Origin of the sequence: Geotoga petraea (assembly GCF_900102615.1) — a bacterium.
GTDB classification, from domain to species: Bacteria; Thermotogota; Thermotogae; order Petrotogales; family Petrotogaceae; genus Geotoga; species Geotoga petraea.
Window position 1 is genome coordinate 100,029 of sequence record NZ_FMYV01000001.1, and the last position, 18,443, is coordinate 118,471.

Here is an 18,443-nt window from a genome sequence, read left to right on the forward strand (position 1 = left end):
GAGTATGGAGGTAGTATTATGGATAATAAATTAGAATTCTTTACTATTAAAGATGAAGAAGATAATGAAAGACATTTTATGTACGTTGATACAATTGAGTTAGATGGTAACTCTTATTGGGTTTGTGATGAAGCGTATCCAGATGAAGATGGTGAAGAGATAGTACTTGGAGATAGCGTTGTTTTCAGAGTTACAAAAGATGGAGAAGATTTTATTATTGAATCAGTTGAAGATGAAGAAGAACACAATAGAGTTGCAGAAGAATGGGAAAAATTAGAAGAAAAAGATTTTGAAGATGGCGATTATGAAATAATTCAGGTTGAAGACGATGATGATGAAAAAAAATAATGGTGCTTAAGCACCATTATTTTTTTAGGTTTCACTTCTTATTTCATAAGGTCTAAGTTCGATATTACCAAACAATTTTTTTTCGTGTGAAAAATTAATGTATTTTCCGTTAATGTATTCTACCTTTTTTGGTAAAATCACATCATAATCTATAAATTCTTTTAATAACTCGATTAGAGACTCAGTATTTAAAACTGTGCCAATGTATAGAATTTTGTCATCTTCAGACTTTAATATTGAGGCTTTATTTCTCAAAGGTCCTGATTCCCATGTGCAATAAACTTTTCCTTTTAAAAGTTCTATATCTTCAATCCAATAATTGGAGATCAGCCTTTTTCCAGACAAAGAGATTTTTTCTTCTTCTATGGCTCCGAAATCGTTTATATTGAAATCCAAAGATTTTAAGTGAAATCCTAATTTTTCGTCAGATTTGATGTGGTTGTTGTATTCTTTTAAACCCGTCATGCAAGTTAGTATGGTTTTTTTATCTCTATTTTTTATTTTACCCATAGCCTTTTCAGAAAGATAGTAAGAGTATGGGATTACAAGAGTTTCGTATTTGCTAAAATCATCATCTTCAAAAACAATATCTACATTTTTCTTCATTCTTTTGAATGCTTCGTATAGGTTTATTACCTCCATAAAATAGTCAAAATCTTTCGAAACATTATTTATTTTGTGCATCCAATTACTTTGATAATCAAAATATATTGCTACATCTGCTTTTTCTTTTTTTTCAAATTCTATTTGGTTTAGTTTTTTTATCATATTTAATCTTTCAGAATTTTCAGTATCTCCATCGTATCCTATTATTCCATTATGAAATTGTTCTGCTCCATAGGGAAGTGCTCTCCATCTGAAATAGAGTAAATTGTTTGCTCCATGCATAAATGTTTGAGTGGAAGCATTGTTTAACCAATCAACTGAGTAAAATATATTTTTTTCTTGCCAATTAACTCTTCCTGGCTGTTGTTCCATAATTGTAAATTCTTTATTTTTTAATGCGTACATAAGATCAAAATTGAAAGCTGCTATCATAGGGTTGTAATCTTGAACTGGCATATAATTGTCGTATGAAATAAAATCGTACAATTCATGATGCTTTTTGTAGTCTATTTCTCCAAAATTAACCATAAAATTATGGGTGATGGGTTTATCTGAGTATTTTTTTATAATGTCTATTTGAATTTTTGCAAATTCACCAATTCCTTCCGTTGAAAATCTATAAAAATCTAAAACTTGATGAGGATTTAAAAAGGCATTTGTTTTTTTTGGCGTTTCTATTTGAGAAAAATCATTGTATTTTTGAGACCAAAAATCCGTTCCCCAGTTTTTATTTAGAACATCTACGTTATCATATATTTCTTTTAAATATTCTTTAAATGAACTATCACAGTCTTTACAATAACAATATGTCGTATTTTCGCAACCAAATTCGTTATCTATTTGCCAAGCATATAAACAGTCGTATTTTGAATACCTTTCAGCCATTTTTTCAACAATTATCCCAGAATATCTTCTATACACTTTGTTGTTATAGCAATAGTGTCTTCTACTCCCAAAATTTCTCACATGTCCATATTCATCTTTTTGAAGGATTTCTGGATGTTTTCTTATAAGCCAAGCAGGTGGTGTAGCTGTTGGAGTTCCAAGGATGATTTTCAAACCAATTTCTTCGGCTTTTTCGAAGACATGATCAAGAAGATCAAAATTAAAAATCCCCTCTTCTATTTCCATTTGAGCCCACATAAATTCTGCAACTCTTATTATTTTCACACCATTATTCACCATAGATTTCATGTCAATTTCTATTCTATTTTTATTCCAATGTTCTGGATAATAATCAACCCCAAACATCATTCCCCCCCCTTTGTAGAAGCTCTTATAACAATATCAGTATCGATTTTAACTCTTTCAGTCTTTTTGTCTGGTTTTTTCAATCTTTTCATCAAAGTTTTCACTATTTTTCCCCCCATATCAAATTTATCGTATTTGACAGTACTTAAAGAAGGTGTGATCATGCTTGATAAATCAAGATCATCATATCCCATGACAGAAACATCTTCTGGGATTTTTAGGCCTGATTCATGTAGCCCTTTTATAACTCCAAAAGCAAGCAAATCATTAAAAGTAAAAACGGCATCAAACTTGATATTATCTTTTACAGCTTTTTCTATGATCTTTTTCCCTTCATTTATCCTATGAATTCTATCCAATTTTCCAACTACCTTGTGTAATTTGTTGGAGTACTTTATGTTGTTTTTTTCTAATGCATATGTATAACCTTGGTATCTTTTATTTTTACCTATTTTAAAAAGAAAGTTATCAATCATCATAATTTTTTTTCTTCCAGATTTTATTAGATAATCAACTGCCTTAAAAGCTCCATTAAACTCATCGGTATAGACATTATCAAAAATATCACCGTCAAAGGGTTGCCCCGCTAAAACGGTATTTTGTTTTAAATTATATATATCATAATATTCCATTTTATTGTTGATGGGGAATAATATTAACCCATCTACTCTGTTTTCTAAAAGTGTCATTATATTCTTTTTTTCTTTGATTAAATTTCCCATTGAGTTCATAGTTATAACATTGTATCCATTTTTATCTGCTTCATATTCTATCCCTTTACCAACTTCAGAAAAAAAAGGATTAGAACCATCCGAGTAAATAGTTCCCAGCAGTCCACTTTTCTTTCCTCTCAGTATTGAAGCAGAATAATTTTTGATATAGCCCATCTTTTCAGCAGTATCTAAAATAATACTTTTGGTTTTTTCTGAAATATCGGGGTGATCTTTAAAAGCTTTTGAAACAGTATTTATTGAAACTCCAACTTCTTTTGCTATGTCTTTCATAGTTACAAATTTCTTATTCATTAAAATTCATCCTTTCTAATGGTTATTATTTCTGCTTTAAAAATATCTTTTTTTCTGATAGCTGCATCTATTTTTATTTCAGAATAAATATTTAAGCCTGATCTCATAAGTGCTTTGCCAGAATAAACTTCCCCTGTTTCATTTATGGTGTATTTTGCAGTATCTTCTAAATCTCTTAACTTTATGTGGTAAGTTTTGAAATTATTTAATGCTTTAGGGTTAATATAGATGAAAACTACTATATTTTTATTTTTAGTGTATTGTATAGCTTGATAATTGTTCTCATAAACAGAATTAAGTAGATAATAATCTCCAAATTGCACCGTTTCACGAATTTTTTTGTAAAACTCAACATTATTTTTGGAAACTTTCAATTCTTCTTTGTTGTATTCCATAAGGTTAGCACCAATCCCAAGAGTTCCAGACATGGCTACTTTGAATCTAAAGTCTAAAGGATATGTGTTTTTACCTTCCCAATCAGTCACCCAGCTTCTCATTGTTGATACAGGGTATACCATAGCGAATCCTTCTTGAATAAACTGTCTGTCATAAGGGCTTGTATTATCAGAAGTCCAAATTTCATCAAAATATTTCATGATGCCAAGGTCCACTCTTCCACCACCACTGGAACAATTTTCAAAAATTACATTTTCATGTTTATTTCTAAGGTAGTTTATTATTTCATAAAAATTTTTTGTGTAGTAGTACCATATTTCTTTTTGCTTATCTCCATTTTTTTCTGGCCATCCGGATTCAAAAACATAACGGTTCATATCCCATTTTACATATTTTATGTTATTATTATTCAGCAAGTCATCCATGAAATCAATAATATATTCTTTTACAGCTTTGTTAGCAAGGTTAAGCATTAATTGATTTCTTTTTTCAGTTCTTGGTCTATTTGGAAAGTTTATAACCCAGTTAGGATGCTCAGAATAAAGTTTACTATTTGGGTTAACCATTTCAGGTTCTACCCAAATACCAAAATCCATTCCAAGATTGTTAACATGATCTATCAAAGGTTTTAATCCATTTGGAAATTTATTTTTGTTTACAAACCAATCTCCAAGACCTCTTTTATCACTGTTTCTTTCCCCAAACCAGCCATCGTCTATAACGAATAGTTCTACTCCAATTTCTGCGGCTATATTTGCTAACTCTTTTTGATTTTTTTCGTTCACATCAAAAAGAGTTGCCTCCCAAGAGTTGTATAAAACTTTTTTAACTGTTCTTGATTTTTTTGTTGGCAATACATAATTTCTTGCGTATTTGTGAAGGTTGTTCGTCATTTTATCAAATCCGTGATCTGAAAAACCAAAAACTATTTCTGGGGTTTCAAAGGATTCTTTTGGATTTAATATCATGTTAAAATCCCAATCATTTATTCCCATAGATATAGCTATTCTTTCATATAGCTGTTTTTGAATTTCAACCTTCCAGTTCCCGCTCCATTTAATAAGCCCAAAGTAAACCTCTCCAGCTGTTTGAGAAGCATTATAATCCACAGCAAAAAAAGGATTTAGAAAAGAGCTAGTTTTCCCCAAGCGACTTTCTAAAACTTTCCTACCTTCATTTATGAGTTCTTTTCTTTTTTGGAATTCGTGTATCCACATACCAGTTAAATAGTTTAATTTTGCATTATCCTTATTTGGAATATAGATTGTTCCAGATTTTGCATCTTCAATTTTTACAGTTTTTGTTGAGTTGTTTATTATTGTATGTTTTCTTTCTATCAGGTCGTATTCTTCAATTATTTTATAAGTTACAATCACTTCAAGATCATAGAAGTGATCTTTTAAGATTAAGAATAATTTGTTTTCTGTTATTTTATGTTTTATATAACTTAAGACTAAGTCTCTTGTCCCATCTTCAAAAGATATCTTTAGATTATGTTCAACGAAATTGGCTTCTCCCCTTACAGAAATTTCTTCATCCCAAAGCCAGTAGTCTCTTTCTATATAATTTTCTGTTCCTGGATAATCGTTTTCAAAAATTAGTTTGGCACCAAAGTATGTGTTCTTTAAATGACCATCATTATTTTTAGCAAAACAGTAGGCCATATTATCTGTTTCCAATATCCACAAATTTCTATTTTTAATAAATTTAATAGGCATAATATACCTCCAGTTTTATAATTAACGTTCACTTGAATTTTATAACTGTTTACAAAAAAATCAAAACCCTCATTCTTTGATATATAAGTGCCGTATTTCATTTAATAATAAATATGTTAAAAATTCATCATTATATTGAGTTTGAGATTTTTTGTTTTTTTAAAAAATAAAAATTTTAGAATCCTTTTTTTAGTATATTTTCCTATGGGTAATAAAGTCGATATATATTTACAATTTATTCATAAGCCGATGATTTTATAATACATTTTATCTATATCATAAAAAAAATGTAATATATATTATTATTATTGTATAAAAAAACTTGTATCATAGAGATGATGGAAATAATATGATCGAGGTGATCGTGTTGAAAGATAGATACAGTTTTTCTAATCCTAAATTATCTTCTCAATTTGAGTTTATAAAAATAATGAAAGAAGAGAAAAACAGTGAATATATTAAAAAGATTGCAAAGCTAAGGCGAGGCAATACAAAAGAAAACGTTGAGAATAAAAATGGAAAATCAGATTATTAATTATTCTGATAACGAAAAAATAATTGAATTATGTAATTTTGGAATGGATATAGGTGAACATTCAATATTAAAGGATATATCTTTGGATATATCCTTTAATGATATTGTTTTACTATATGGACCAAGAAATTCAGGGAAATCTTCATTATTGAGATCTTTTGTACATCTCAATGAGGAGCTATACAACGACGTTAAAGGTAAAGGCGGAATTTTTTTTGAAGGTAATAATGTAAACGAGTTGGATAGAAAGTATCTTAGGTCACAAATAACCTATGTAGATCCTACATTTGTTGAAAACCTGAATATTTTAACTTTAAGCGAAGTTATAAATCTTTCTTTGGGTTTAAAATTAAAAGATATATCAAAAGAACATTTTGATATTTTGGAAAAACTTGGTTTATCTAAAAAATTTTCTGATTTGGATAATTTAAAAGTTCATAACTCACTTAAGAGTTGGTCAATTGGAGAAAAAATATTACTTATAACTTTTATTTCTTTAGCAAGAAATCCAAAAGTGTTTATGTTTGACTCTATATTAGATCATCTTGATGATTTTTTGTTGAAAGATGTAAAAGAAATTCTATACGACATGAAAAAAGATAGGACGTTGATCATTTCTACAAGAAATCTTAATTTATTCAGTGATATTGCAAATAAAATTATTTTTATTGAAAATGGACAAATACAATATAATGGAACTATGGATAGTTTTATGATGAATTTTCCAAGATAAACTCGCAAATAGCGAGTTTATTTTTTTATATTTCTCTGATATAATAAGGTTAACTAACTAAAAATATGAGGTGATGCTTTTTGGCTATTGTATCAATATTAAGTGGTTTTGCAAGCATGATATTGGCTATAAAAATAACTAAAAAAGTTCATTGGGCCATGCTTGTAGCCATTATAGTTACCAGCTTGATTTCCATGAACACTAATTTTATTTTTGAAAGTGCCAAAGTTACTGCGATAACATCTAATTTTTATGAAGTTTTGGGGGTTATATTTGGGATATACCTTTTATCTGATACAATGAGAACTTCTGGGAATTCTGAAAAATTTGCTTTGCATATAAAGCATCTTTTCAACGCCAAACAGGCTATAGCTTTTATGCCCATGTTTTTAGGGCTTTTACCGATGCCTGGTGGTGCTATGTTTACAGCCCCTATGGTTAAAGATATTTCAGACGAATCTGGGATATCTCCTTTGAATGCTTCTGTTATAAACTACTGGTTTAGACATTCAATGGAATTTTTTTGGATTCTTTATCCAGCAATAGTTATGGAAAGTGCTTTAACTGGAATATCCCTTACGAAGATTCTTCTTATACAATTACCAATAGGTATATTTTCATTGGTTGGGGCTTGGTTTTTCTTTAAACTTGGAAAGATAAAAGTGAATCATAACCCAGAAAACTGGAAACATTTATTTATCTCTTTGTTGCCAATATTGGCTATTATGTTGGGAGTTATCGCACAACTTCCAGGTTATTTGGTTGTCCTTGTAGTTTCTTTTGTATATGCACTTTATTATAAAAATTATAGGGGTTTTTTGAGAATTAAGTGGGAAGTTCTCTTGCTTTTATTTTTTGTTTTTTGGTACAAAAATTTTGTTGAAATTTCGAACTTATCAGAAAATTTTGTCATGAATTTAAACGATATTGGGCTAAGTCCTTGGTTGATAATAATTGTATCTCCAGTTATCATAGGTATGATCACGGGAATAACTCAAGCTGGATTTGCAGTAACTATGCCTATAACAATATCTTTGATTGAACAAGGTATTTTACCTTTACTTCCAGCAACTTTGACTACTTACTATTTCTCAGTAATTGGCGTTTTGATAACTCCAGTTCACCTTTGTTTATTGTTGACTTCCGAGTTTTTTGGGGTTAAAATATCAAAGATGGTGAAAAAAATGATTTGGCCTTTAATTTTTTCCATAATAGGTTTTATAATAATGTTTATATTTGTATCTATATAAAAAAAGGGTGTGCTTAAAAGCACACCCTTCGAAAATAATACATTGAGGGTAGGCGATTACATCATACCGCCCATTCCACCCATGCCGCCCATTCCTGCGCCAGGGTTTCCTCCCATATCTTCATCGTCTTTTGGTTCATCTGCTACTAATACTTCTGTAGTTAGAAGCATAGAAGCAATTGAAGCAGCGTTTTGAACTGCTGATCTGGTAACTTTTGTTGGATCAATTATACCAGAATCAAACATATTTACATAAGTGTTTTTCAATGCGTTGTATCCAAATGCTGGATCGTCGCTTGAAAGAATTTTATCTATTACAATTGCGCCTTCAACACCAGCGTTTTTAGCAATTTGTCTAATTGGGGCATCTAAAGCTTTTAAAACTAACTTTCCACCAATTAATTCGTCACCTTCTAATTTTTCTATTGCTTTTTCTACAGCTTTTTTGGCTCTTAATAAAGTAACTCCTCCACCAGCAACCATTCCTTCTTCAACGGCCGCTCTTGTTGCTGATAAAGCATCTTCGATTCTATGTTTCTTTTCTTTTAATTCTGTTTCAGTAGCTGCACCAACTTGAATTACAGCAACTCCACCAGCTAATTTAGCCAATCTTTCTTGTAGAGTTTCTTTTTCATAATCTGAAGTTGTATTTGCAATTTGTCCTCTTATTTGTTTAATTCTTTCTTCAATATCTTCTTTTTTACCTGCTCCACCAACAATTGTTGTATCCTCTTTACCTATTCTTACAACTTCAGCTGTTCCAAGATCTTCTAAAGTTACATCTTCTAATGATAATCCTACTTCTTCAGATATAACTGTTGCTCCAGTTAATGTAGCAATATCTTGAAGCATTGCTTTTCTTCTGTCTCCAAATCCAGGTGCTTTAACTGCAACTGATTCTAATGTACCTCTTAATTTATTTAAAACCAATGTTGATAATGCTTCTCCTTCTAAATCTTCAGCAATAATAACTAATGGTTTGCCTTCTTGAGCTACTTTTTCTAAAGTAGGAACTACTGATTTTACAGCTGAAATCTTTTTATCTGTGATTAAAATGTATGGTTCTTTCATTTCAACTTCCATTTTTTCAGTGTTAGTTACAAAATATGGAGAAACATATCCTCTATCAAATTGCATACCTTCTTTAAAGTCAACTTGAGTTTCCATTGATTTTGAATCTTCAACGGTTATAACGCCATCTTCACCAACTTTATCCATAGCTTCTGCAATGTAATTACCTATTTCTTCGTTGTTAGCAGAAATAGAAGCAACGTGTGCTATATCTTCTTTACCAGATAATTTTTTACTAACATTTCTTATTTCTTCTACAGCACTTTTTGTAGCAACTTCAATACCATGTTTCATAAGCATTGGGTTAGCACCAGCAGCGACATTTTTAAGCCCTTCTTGAATCATAGCTTGGGCTAAAACAGTAGCAGTTGTTGTACCGTCTCCTGCTATGTCATTAGTTTTTGAAGCTACTTCTTTAACTAATTGTGCACCTAAATCTTCAAATTTATCTTTTAATTCGATTTCTTTTGCTATTGAAACACCGTCATTTGTAATTGTTGGAGAACCCCAACTTTTTTCTAAAACAACGTTTCTTCCTTTTGGACCTAATGTTATTTTTACAGCATCGGCAACTTTGTTAACTCCTCTTTCGAGGGCTCTTCTTGCCTCTTCTCCGTATCTTAATTCTTTAGCCATATTTCATGCACCTCCTATTAGTCTTCAACTTTTGCTAAAATATCATCAACATCGATAATTATATGTTTTTCATCGTTCATTTCTATTTCAGTTCCAGCAAATTTGGCAAAAATAACTTTATCGCCTTTATTTATATCGTAATCATCTTCAAGGCTTCCTACCTCTATAACTAAAGCTCTTTGAGGTTTTTCTTTAGCAGAATCTGGTAAAACTATTCCACCATCTGTTTTCTTCTCTTCAACAATAGGTTTAATAAGTAATCTGTTTCCTAAAGGTTTGATGTTCATTAAAATACCTCCTTTTATATATTTTGGTGTTTTTATTTTTTGTTATTTTAGCACTTTATTATTATGAGTGCTAATGCATTTTTATGTTACCATTTTTTGCCTTATTCTTCAACACTTAAAATTGTTGAATATGGTCAATTAAATATAAATAAGAACAATTACAGTTAATTAACTAAAGAAATCATTAAAATCATAAAAATCATATAAAATGTTTATATTAATTGATTTTAAACTAAGAAACGATTGATCAATATTTATTCAAGAAAAAATAACATAATTTATTTTTATTTTGACTAATTTTTTAGTATAATATTGTTAGTTATACTAACTAATGGAGTGGTGATATGTCAAAAAATTTAACTAATTTAATATTTTATTCTTTTATAAGTAGTGTTTCATGGGCTATATACAAAGTTGTTTTTAATTTATTTTTGAGAGATATTGGCTTTGGAAATGACTTTATTGGTCAAATAACATCTATAGAAATGGTTGGCTCTGCTATTATTGGCATAATTATAGGAGTCTTAGGAGATAGATTTGGTAAAAAGCGAATGCTTTTTATCACTTCATTGGGTTTTGGATTACTTTTGATAGCCAGAATAAGTTTTCCTATACAATCAGTATTGTACACATTATCCTTTTTTAGTGGTGGATTTATGACTTCAAGAATGCTTCTTCTAAATTCATATATAATTGATATTACAGAACATTCAGTAAGAGGAAAAGCTTTTGGTTTTAATTTTGGATTGATGATGGGTTCTGGCGTGTTTGGTAATTTTGTTGGCGGCTTTATGGGTGAATTTATTGGATTAAGAACAACTCTATTTATAGCCGCATTTGCTTATGTTTTATCTATTGGTTTGTTATCGAGAATACCAGAAAGTGTTGGAAATAAAGATAGAACCATTAAAGAGATATTTGATATATCTGAATTCACATCCGATCAAAAGGAAATTGTTAAATACTATTTTTTGAGGACATTTTCAATTAGTTTTGGTGCCGGATTGTTTGTTAATTTTGGGAATTTGATTTTCAAAGACATGTTTGATATGAGCCCAGCGATGATTGGGATAGCCCTTTCCATTGCTCAATTAGGCGCGGCTACGGGATCTATTTTATCCCCAAAATTAGGGAAAAAATTTGGGCCTTTTAGATATATGAGAGCACTTAGTTTGGTAGTAGTTCCACTTATAATCAGCCTTGGTTTTGTAAATAACCCTTATGTTTTTACAACTTTGTATGCTTTTAGGTTTTCTTTTATGAACATGACAAATCCTGTTGGGATGAACATTGTGTTAAGTTCTATGCCTAAAGACAAAGTTACAACAATAAATAGCATAAGAAATTCACTCAATTTTGTTTCCAGAGCTGTTGCTGCTATTATGTTTGGTATAATTGTTGCTTTGCCTTCAGGTTACACTTATTTATTTTTAATAGCTTCAATATTCTATTTTATTGGATATTTAATGTTAAAGAAAATGTTTAAGCCTATACAAAAAGGCAAAATACTTCATGAATTATACGGCAATAATGGATAATCATATAAAAAAAGAAAAGGATAGTTTTCAACTATCCTTTTCTTTTTAATTGTTTGTGTCTACATGTTCTTTATCTGAGTTCTTTTGTCTTTGCCAAATGTTTTTATTGTTTTTTTCATCATATATGTAGTTTATATCTTCAGGGATGTTCATGTCTTTTGAGTGTTTTTCAATAGCCTCAATCAATATGTCATATGGAAGTGAAGTTATGAACCACAAATCCGATAAAAATATTTTGTCAGTTTTTCTGACAGGTGATTTGTATATTGCACTTTCTATTGCCTTTACAAATATTTCAAAAGGTTCTTCTTTTATAAACCCTTTACCTGTATCTTCTCCAAATACTCTTGCCATTTTTAATCCTCCTCAGGCTTTTCTAAGCTTAACGTTTTTATCTTCAAGTTGTTTTAATATTTTTGATTCAACTTTGTTTACTTCGTCATCGGTCAAAGTTTTTTCATGAGATCTGTATATTATTGTGATAGTTATGCTGCTAAAATTTGGATCTATTCCCTTCCCCCTATAAACATCAAAGATTTGAATTTTTTCTATAATATTTCCTGCATTTTCAATTGTTTTGTTAATTTCTGAAAACTCAGTTGATATTGGAACCATGAATGAATATTCTCTTTTTATAGAAGGATAATCATATTTTTTAGATGCCTTACTTACGAGTTTTGAGTATTTTTTAACTGCGTCTAAATCAATTTCTGCAACAAAAATTTCATCTTTTATATCATACATTTTGTCTGCCATTTCTGGATCGATTAAACCAATATAACCAATTTTTGTATCTTTTATGAAAATTTCTGCTGTTTGAGATTGAGAAAATCCTTTTATGTTGGATCTTTTGTATGTAGCACTGATTCCATTTTCTTCAAATAAATAATCAAGAGTCCCTTTTAATGTATAAAAAGAAACTTTTCTTTTGTCTGTGTAATCAGCAGGGCTTTCTTCACCTGTAGAAACGATTGCCATGTGTGTTGGTTCTTTTACTTTGGTTTCTGAAGTTTCGTCTTTTAAAAATACTTTGTTTATTTCAAACATTTTTATGTCTTTATTTTGATTTCTATAATTGTAGGAAACAGTTTCCAATATTGGATAAATCAATTCAGGTATTAAGAATTCAAGCTCTGCTGAAATAGGGTTGATTATTTTTACATTTGCTTCAGATTTCCAAAATTTTGTATCATTCATAAGAGGTATATTTTTTGTTTCATGAAAACCCTGGTGTCTTAAAATCGATGCTGCTTTTTCTTTGAAAACATAATTTTCATTTCTTTCACCTTTTAAGAATGTACTTTTTGGAGCTTCACTTTTAATATTGTGATATCCATAGATTCTGCCAATTTCTTCAACAAGATCTGCTTCTCCTTCTATATCTGGCCTGTTAGTTGGAATTGTGATTTCAAAACCTTCGTTAATTCTTTCAAACCCAAAGTTTAACCTTTTGAGGATTTCTTCTATTTCATCAATTGTAAGATTTATGCCTAACTTAGAGTTCAAGTAATTAATTCTCAAAGGTTGTTTTTTATTTTTTATTTTTTGAGGGTAAATATCTGTGGCATTATAATCTGTTGAACCGTTTGCATATTTTTCAATAAGATAAATCAACCTTCCCATAACAAAAAATGCATTGTTTGGGTCTACTCCTCTTTCAAATCTATAAGATGAATCGGTACTTAGCTTATGGTGATTTGTAGTTTTTCTAATATTTATTGGATCAAAATGGGCAACTTCGAGTAAAATTTCCTTTGTGTTTTCGTTTATACCAGAAATATTTCCCCCCATAACACCACCAAGTGCCAATATTTTTTCTTCATCAGTTATTAACGTTTCATGTCCAACTAATTCCAACTCTCTTTTGTCTAATAGTACTACCTTTTCACCTTCTTTAGCTTTTCTAACTATAATAGAATTCTTAATAGTCTTCATATCAAATGCGTGGATCGGGTGACCAGTTTCCAACATAACATAGTTTGTTATGTCTACGACGTTGTTTATACTTCTGATTCCAGCCATTGCAAGTCTTTTTACCATCCATAAGGGGGATGGTTTTATTTCTATATTTTTCATTTTTAAAGCTGTATACCTTTTACATCCATCATATTCTATTTTGACTGGAAATCCCTTGGTAGTTGTGTTAATTTTTTTATATACAGGTAATTTAAAATTTTCAGCTGCGTCAATTGCTGTAAATTCTCTTGCTGTACCAAGGTAAGATAATAAATCAGGTTTGTTGGGAGTTATCTCCATTGACAATATTTGATCTTTTATTTTGAAATAGTTTATAAAATCTGTTCCTGGTTCAACATCTTCTGTTATTGTATATATAGCATCTGAATGTTCTTCAAGACCAATTTCTTCAAGAGAGCATAGCATTCCATGAGACTTTACACCTCTAAAATTTCTTGTCTTTATCTTGAAACCATCGTATAAAACCGCTCCATCAACGGCTACAGGAACTAAATCTTTTTCTTTAACTGTAAGGTCCCCTGTTACTATGTCAAGAGTTTCGTCTCCTAAGTTTACTTCGCATATGATTAATTTATCAGCGTTAGGGTGTTCTTTAATTTTATCTATTCTTCCAACTTTGATATTTTTTAGTTCGTCTCCAAATGATTCCATTATTTCAACATCTGCTGTGTGTAGCTTTAACTGTCTTACTAAATCGTTGTAATTAATTTTCAAATCTATGTAATCGCTTATCCAATCTTTTGAAATTCTCATTAGTATCCTCCTCAGTCGATGAATCTTATATCATTTTTTACAAATTCTCTTATATCATTTATATTATATTTTAACATAGCAAATCTTTCAATTCCCGCGCCAAGTGCAAAACCTTGCCATTCATCTGGATCGAGTCCAACATTTTTAATGACATTAGGGTTTACAAGCCCTGCTCCTAATACTTCAATCCAACCTGTATTTCCACAAACATTACAACCTTTTCCTCCACATGCTATACAGGTTAAATCAACTTCAAAACTTGGCTCAGTGAAAGGAAAATAACTTGGTCTTAATAAAATATCCACTTTACTTCCAAAAAATTCTCTTGTAAAACTTTCTAAGTAGTATTTTAAATTTGCCACGCTCACTTTTTTGTCTATATATAATGCTTCCAATTGGTTAAAAGCAAACAAATGAGTTGCATCCATTTCGTCTTTTCTAAAAACTCTTCCTGGTGAAATTATTGCAAGAGGAGGTTTCTCTTTAAGCATCGTCCTAACTTGAACAGGAGAGGTATGGGTTCTTAAAAGTGTTCCAACATCAGAATCGATATAAAAAGTATCCTGCATTTCTCTCGCAGGATGCCATTCAGGTGTATTTAATGCGTCAAAATTAAACCATGTTTTCTCGACTTCAGGTCCTTCAACTTGTTTAAAACCATGATTTGTGAATATCTCAATCAATTCTCTTGCCGTTTTTTCGATAAGATGTTCCTTCCCTCGGTTTGTAATAGCTCCGGGAAGAGTTACATCTATCCAATTTTTCTTTTCTTTTTTTTCTTTTTCTATTTTTTTAATTTCTTCCATTTTTTCTTCAAAAATATGTTCAATTTGGTTTTTTATTTTGTTTACTTCTTGCCCGTAGGCTTTTCTCTTTTCAGGTTCTATTTTAGATATTTCTTTCATCAAATCCTTCACTTTACCCTTTTTCCCTAAATATGAAGCTTTTAAATTTTGAAAGTCTTGTTTATTATCTACTTTATTTATTTCAGATTTTAAATCATCAATAATAGTGCTATCAATCATTGGTATTTTCCTCCTTGATCTTGTCTATTTTTATTATATTTATATTTCTTACCAAAAAATATGAAAGGACAAAATTTATCAATATTGCTGTTATAAATAGATAATTGTAATTAACATCAAATGGCGGTAAAAAGTAAAAGTATAATGAAATAAAGTATATTAAACTTTTTATCCATTTATTTGAAAATATATTTGCGATAATAACTGAACTTACCGAAATAAAAAACAATCGCTCTATAAAAATATAGTCTGTTAGTATGTTAGAAATAATTATAATAGAAATCACTATCGAACTAAAATATATTATTTTGCTTAAAAATTGTCTAACATAATTAAAACTCAACAAAAAATAACTTTTTTGGCTGAACACTTTTATAATTAAGCCGCTAAAAAAAATAAAAGAAAATATTATAACCTCTTTTATTATTTTTGAAATTTCAAAGATTTTAGATTGGCTGATTTCTTCATCAACAGTTATATAATTTGAAACGAGTTGATTTTGTAGTTTGGATATCTTATAGTTTATTATGTTTATTTCTGGCATTATTTCTTGAATATATTGTGCATTTTTAGGTAAGATTATATTCAGAGTATTATTTTTAAAGCTCAAAAGAGCTTTTGTATTTTTGGGTTTTTCGGATACCTTTTGAACATTATCCAAGTCAAAGGGTGCTTCGCCTATAAAATGAAAAGGTTGGCTTTCGAAAACATAATCTGTTATTAAATTAGCAGAATAAATAAACACAAAAAATAGTAATATTATCATAGAAAATGATTTGAAATATTTTTTCAAAGTTTGCCCCCTTTTATCTTTATTTAAACAAGTCTTCTATATTTAATTCACCAGTAGTATCGTCTCTTAATATTTTCATTTTTTTAAATTTAATGTTTTTCAAGTTTGATTCAATTTTATTGACATCCTCAATTTCTTTCCCATTCATATCTTCGAAGAATTGTCCAGTTTTATACGAGATTTTGTTTCCTTTTTCATCTAAAACTTCGTCTGAAGTTGCTTCAATCAAGTTTTTAGAATCAGTAATAATGAGAACTGCTCCATCTTTTTTATAAAGAGAACATAAATCGGAGATTTCAGAATATTCTTCAGATTTTATATCATCATCTGAGGCTGAAATAACTATTAAATGTCTTCTATCGGGTTTTTCTTTAAGTATTTCTAAAATGTTTTTATCCCACAATTCAGGTATAACTAAATGAGAAAAACTCCTTCCTATCCAACTTGAATTGTTGGCAATCAAATCATTAACCGTCACTTTTTCTGAAAACTTATCTGGATTTGTCAAAATCTTGAATAAGTTTTTCAATGTTTTTTTATAATCTCTTGTAAATATTCCTAAGGAAGAACCTTTTTGTAAATGAATTTCAGGGAAATCTAATTTTGGATTTATAATTCTTAAAATATAATTTCTCTGTTCAACACTATTAACCATTATTTTCACCTTCAGAAATTTTATTTCTGATAAAATTTACCAAAGATTTTGTATCAATTTTTTTTATATTTTCGTCTATTACACCATATTCATCATTTGATAAGTACAATAACGGTTTGTTATTGTTTATTTCATGAACTTTAAGAACTTTTCCAACAACTAATTCATGGTCTCCCTCAGTATAAATAGATTTTACTTTGCATTCCATCGCAAAGTATCCATCTTCTATATAGGGGCTTTCTATTTCATCAGACTGTTTCAAAGAAACATTTAAAGCTTGCAATTTGTTACCTTCTCTTCCTGATATTCTACCTATTCCGTGAGCTTTTTGAACATTTTCTTGATCAAAAAAAGTCACGGTAAATTGTTTGGAGCTTTCTAAAAATTTCCAAGTGTGTCTGATTTTTTTTATTGCAAACGCAAAAAGTGGTGGGTTTGCAGAAACGGGCATGCTCCATGCTACCGTCATTGAATTAACTTCCTGTCCGACTTTAGAAGTAATAGCACATACCGGCATTGGTAATTTGGAGAAAAATATATTTGGTTTCAAATTAAACCCTCCATTTAAAATAATATCAATATCAATTATAACAAATTATGATGTAATTTTAAATAATAACACATAATTATATGTAAAACACTATAACAAGGACTATAATCATATTTTTATGTATGGTATAATTAATTTGAACATATAACTTATAAAGGGGGAAAAAGTATGAAGATTTTTTTAGATACTGCTAATATCGAAGAGATTAAAAAAGGTGTTGACTGGGGGATTGTAGATGGTGTAACTACAAATCCAACACTTGTTTCAAAAGAAAATGCAGTTTTTGAAGATAGAATTGTTGAAATTTGTGAAACAGTGAAAGGCCCTGTAAGTGCTGAAGTTATATCTACTGACTACGAAGGTATGGTAAAAGAAGCAGAGAAATTGGCTAATCTTAATCCCCACGTTGTTGTTAAAATTCCAATGCTGCCTGAAGGTATAAAAGCCGTTAAAACTCTATCTCAAAAAGGTATAAAAACAAATGTTACGTTGATTTTTAGCCCTTTACAAGCTTTTTTAGCTGCTAAAGCAGGTGCAACATATGTCAGCCCATTTATTGGAAGAATGGATGATATTGGCAATACAGGTATGGATATTGTAGGTGAAATAGTTACTATATTTGAAAATTATCAATTTGGAACTGAAGTTTTGGTTGCCAGCGTTAGACACACAGAACATGTTTTAGAAGCAGCTTTAACAGGAGCAGATGTTGTTACAATACCTATGGTCGTTCTCGAAAAAATGTTTAAACATCCAATGACAGATATAGGGTTAGAAAGATTCTTAAAAGATTGGAAAAAATACCAAGATTATATGGATAAAAAATAAAATGGGTTCGCCCATTTTATTTTTATGATATTTTTGTTGGAGGGATAATATGAAAAGTTATAGGAAAGAGCTGTGGTTCAACACAAAAAAAAGAAGGGAATTTATCAATATAACTCCAAAAATAAAAGAATGTTTGAAAGAGAGCAATATAAAGGAAGGCTTTGTTCTTGTAAATGCAATGCACATAACTGCATCCGTCTTTATCAATGATGATGAAAGTGGTTTGCATAGGGATTTCGAAAACTTTTTAGAAAAATTGGCTCCAGAAAAACCCTATGATCAATACTATCATAATGGATTTGAAGACAATGCAGATGCTCATATTAAAAGAACTATTATGGGTAGAGAAGTTGTTGTTGCCATAACCGAAGGGGAATTGGACTTTGGGCCTTGGGAGCAAATTTTTTATGGAGAATTTGATGGTAAAAGGAATAAAAGAGTTTTAGTAAAGATTATTGGAGAATAATAT

Annotated in this window: 18 protein-coding genes; 7 read left to right on the forward strand and 11 right to left on the reverse strand. The window is 29.8% G+C overall.

Translation table 11 applies throughout. The annotated features are described in order from the left end of the window. The first annotated feature begins 18 nt into the window (after positions 1-18). Positions 19-348 carry a DUF1292 domain-containing protein gene (locus BLS00_RS00420; RefSeq protein WP_091401784.1) on the forward strand — a complete coding sequence of 110 codons (330 nt, stop codon included), beginning with the start codon at positions 19-21 and terminating at the stop codon, positions 346-348. 24 nt (positions 349-372) lie between these two features. Here BLS00_RS00420 and BLS00_RS00425 read toward each other — a convergent pair whose 3' ends face one another. Genes BLS00_RS00425 through BLS00_RS00435 form a run of 3 tightly spaced genes read right to left on the reverse strand, consistent with a single transcriptional unit; the run spans position 373 to position 5,344 of the window. Beyond that, a complete protein-coding gene (locus tag BLS00_RS00425; RefSeq protein WP_176759802.1) occupies positions 373-2,205 on the reverse strand; it encodes a beta-galactosidase in 1,833 nt (610 codons plus the stop codon). Continuing rightward, positions 2,205-3,230, reverse strand: coding sequence for a LacI family DNA-binding transcriptional regulator (locus BLS00_RS00430; protein WP_091401790.1), 1,026 nt, complete (start codon positions 3,228-3,230; stop codon positions 2,205-2,207). Before BLS00_RS00430 ends, BLS00_RS00425 begins: the two co-directional genes overlap by 1 nt. Then, complete coding sequence (locus tag BLS00_RS00435) at positions 3,230-5,344, reverse strand: alpha-galactosidase (RefSeq protein WP_091401793.1); 2,115 nt, start codon at positions 5,342-5,344, stop codon at positions 3,230-3,232. Before BLS00_RS00435 ends, BLS00_RS00430 begins: the two co-directional genes overlap by 1 nt. A gap of 367 nt (positions 5,345-5,711) precedes the next feature. Here BLS00_RS00435 and BLS00_RS10540 point away from each other — a divergent pair, with 367 nt between their 5' ends. The 3 genes from BLS00_RS10540 to BLS00_RS00445 all read left to right on the forward strand — a co-directional run bounded on the left by BLS00_RS10540 (position 5,712) and on the right by BLS00_RS00445 (position 7,862). Continuing rightward, complete coding sequence (locus tag BLS00_RS10540) at positions 5,712-5,879, forward strand: hypothetical protein (RefSeq protein WP_176759803.1); 168 nt, start codon at positions 5,712-5,714, stop codon at positions 5,877-5,879. Next, positions 5,860-6,612 (forward strand): ATP-binding cassette domain-containing protein, encoded by a 753-nt coding sequence (locus BLS00_RS00440; protein ID WP_091401795.1) that lies wholly within the window; start codon positions 5,860-5,862, stop codon positions 6,610-6,612. The genes BLS00_RS10540 and BLS00_RS00440 overlap by 20 nt, the downstream gene beginning before the upstream one ends. An 80-nt stretch (positions 6,613-6,692) precedes the next feature. Then, positions 6,693-7,862, forward strand: coding sequence for a DUF401 family protein (locus BLS00_RS00445; RefSeq protein ID WP_091401797.1), 1,170 nt, complete (start codon positions 6,693-6,695; stop codon positions 7,860-7,862). A 56-nt stretch (positions 7,863-7,918) separates the two neighbouring features. Here BLS00_RS00445 and groL read toward each other — a convergent pair whose 3' ends face one another. Both groL and BLS00_RS00455 read right to left on the reverse strand, forming a co-directional pair. Further along, complete coding sequence (gene groL / locus BLS00_RS00450) at positions 7,919-9,568, reverse strand: chaperonin GroEL (protein WP_091401799.1); 1,650 nt, start codon at positions 9,566-9,568, stop codon at positions 7,919-7,921. Positions 9,569-9,585: 17 nt separating this feature from the next. After that, a complete protein-coding gene (locus BLS00_RS00455) occupies positions 9,586-9,855 on the reverse strand; it encodes a co-chaperone GroES (protein WP_091401801.1) in 270 nt (89 codons plus the stop codon). A 344-nt stretch (positions 9,856-10,199) separates the two neighbouring features. On the opposite strand from BLS00_RS00455, the gene BLS00_RS00460 reads away from it, so the two are divergent. Then, positions 10,200-11,393, forward strand: coding sequence for an MFS transporter (locus BLS00_RS00460; RefSeq protein WP_091401803.1), 1,194 nt, complete (start codon positions 10,200-10,202; stop codon positions 11,391-11,393). A gap of 45 nt (positions 11,394-11,438) precedes the next feature. Here the strand turns inward: BLS00_RS00460 and BLS00_RS00465 are convergent, their stop codons facing one another. Genes BLS00_RS00465 through BLS00_RS00490 form a run of 6 tightly spaced genes read right to left on the reverse strand, consistent with a single transcriptional unit; the run spans position 11,439 to position 17,146 of the window. Beyond that, positions 11,439-11,747: a hypothetical protein gene (locus BLS00_RS00465; protein WP_091401806.1), complete on the reverse strand. Its 309-nt coding sequence runs from the start codon at positions 11,745-11,747 to the stop codon at positions 11,439-11,441. 12 nt (positions 11,748-11,759) lie between these two features. After that, positions 11,760-14,123: a phenylalanine--tRNA ligase subunit beta gene (gene pheT, locus BLS00_RS00470; RefSeq protein WP_091401808.1), complete on the reverse strand. Its 2,364-nt coding sequence runs from the start codon at positions 14,121-14,123 to the stop codon at positions 11,760-11,762. Between the two features lie 11 nt (positions 14,124-14,134). Next, positions 14,135-15,148: a phenylalanine--tRNA ligase subunit alpha gene (pheS, locus tag BLS00_RS00475; RefSeq protein WP_091401811.1), complete on the reverse strand. Its 1,014-nt coding sequence runs from the start codon at positions 15,146-15,148 to the stop codon at positions 14,135-14,137. Beyond that, positions 15,141-15,941, reverse strand: coding sequence for a hypothetical protein (locus BLS00_RS00480; protein WP_091401812.1), 801 nt, complete (start codon positions 15,939-15,941; stop codon positions 15,141-15,143). The genes pheS and BLS00_RS00480 overlap by 8 nt, the downstream gene beginning before the upstream one ends. Before the next feature lie 19 nt (positions 15,942-15,960). Further along, complete coding sequence (locus tag BLS00_RS00485) at positions 15,961-16,596, reverse strand: hypothetical protein (RefSeq protein WP_091401814.1); 636 nt, start codon at positions 16,594-16,596, stop codon at positions 15,961-15,963. After that, positions 16,589-17,146 carry a flavin reductase family protein gene (locus BLS00_RS00490; RefSeq protein ID WP_091401817.1) on the reverse strand — a complete coding sequence of 186 codons (558 nt, stop codon included), beginning with the start codon at positions 17,144-17,146 and terminating at the stop codon, positions 16,589-16,591. The genes BLS00_RS00485 and BLS00_RS00490 overlap by 8 nt, the downstream gene beginning before the upstream one ends. A 168-nt stretch (positions 17,147-17,314) precedes the next feature. Between BLS00_RS00490 and fsa the strand changes: the two genes are divergently transcribed. Then, positions 17,315-17,974, forward strand: a complete 660-nt coding sequence (gene fsa / locus BLS00_RS00495; protein WP_091401819.1) for a fructose-6-phosphate aldolase — start codon at positions 17,315-17,317, stop codon at positions 17,972-17,974. 49 nt (positions 17,975-18,023) lie between these two features. Next, entirely contained in the window at positions 18,024-18,440 is a 417-nt protein-coding gene (locus BLS00_RS00500) for a secondary thiamine-phosphate synthase enzyme YjbQ (RefSeq protein WP_091401821.1), read from the forward strand. The last annotated feature ends 3 nt before the right edge of the window (positions 18,441-18,443 follow it).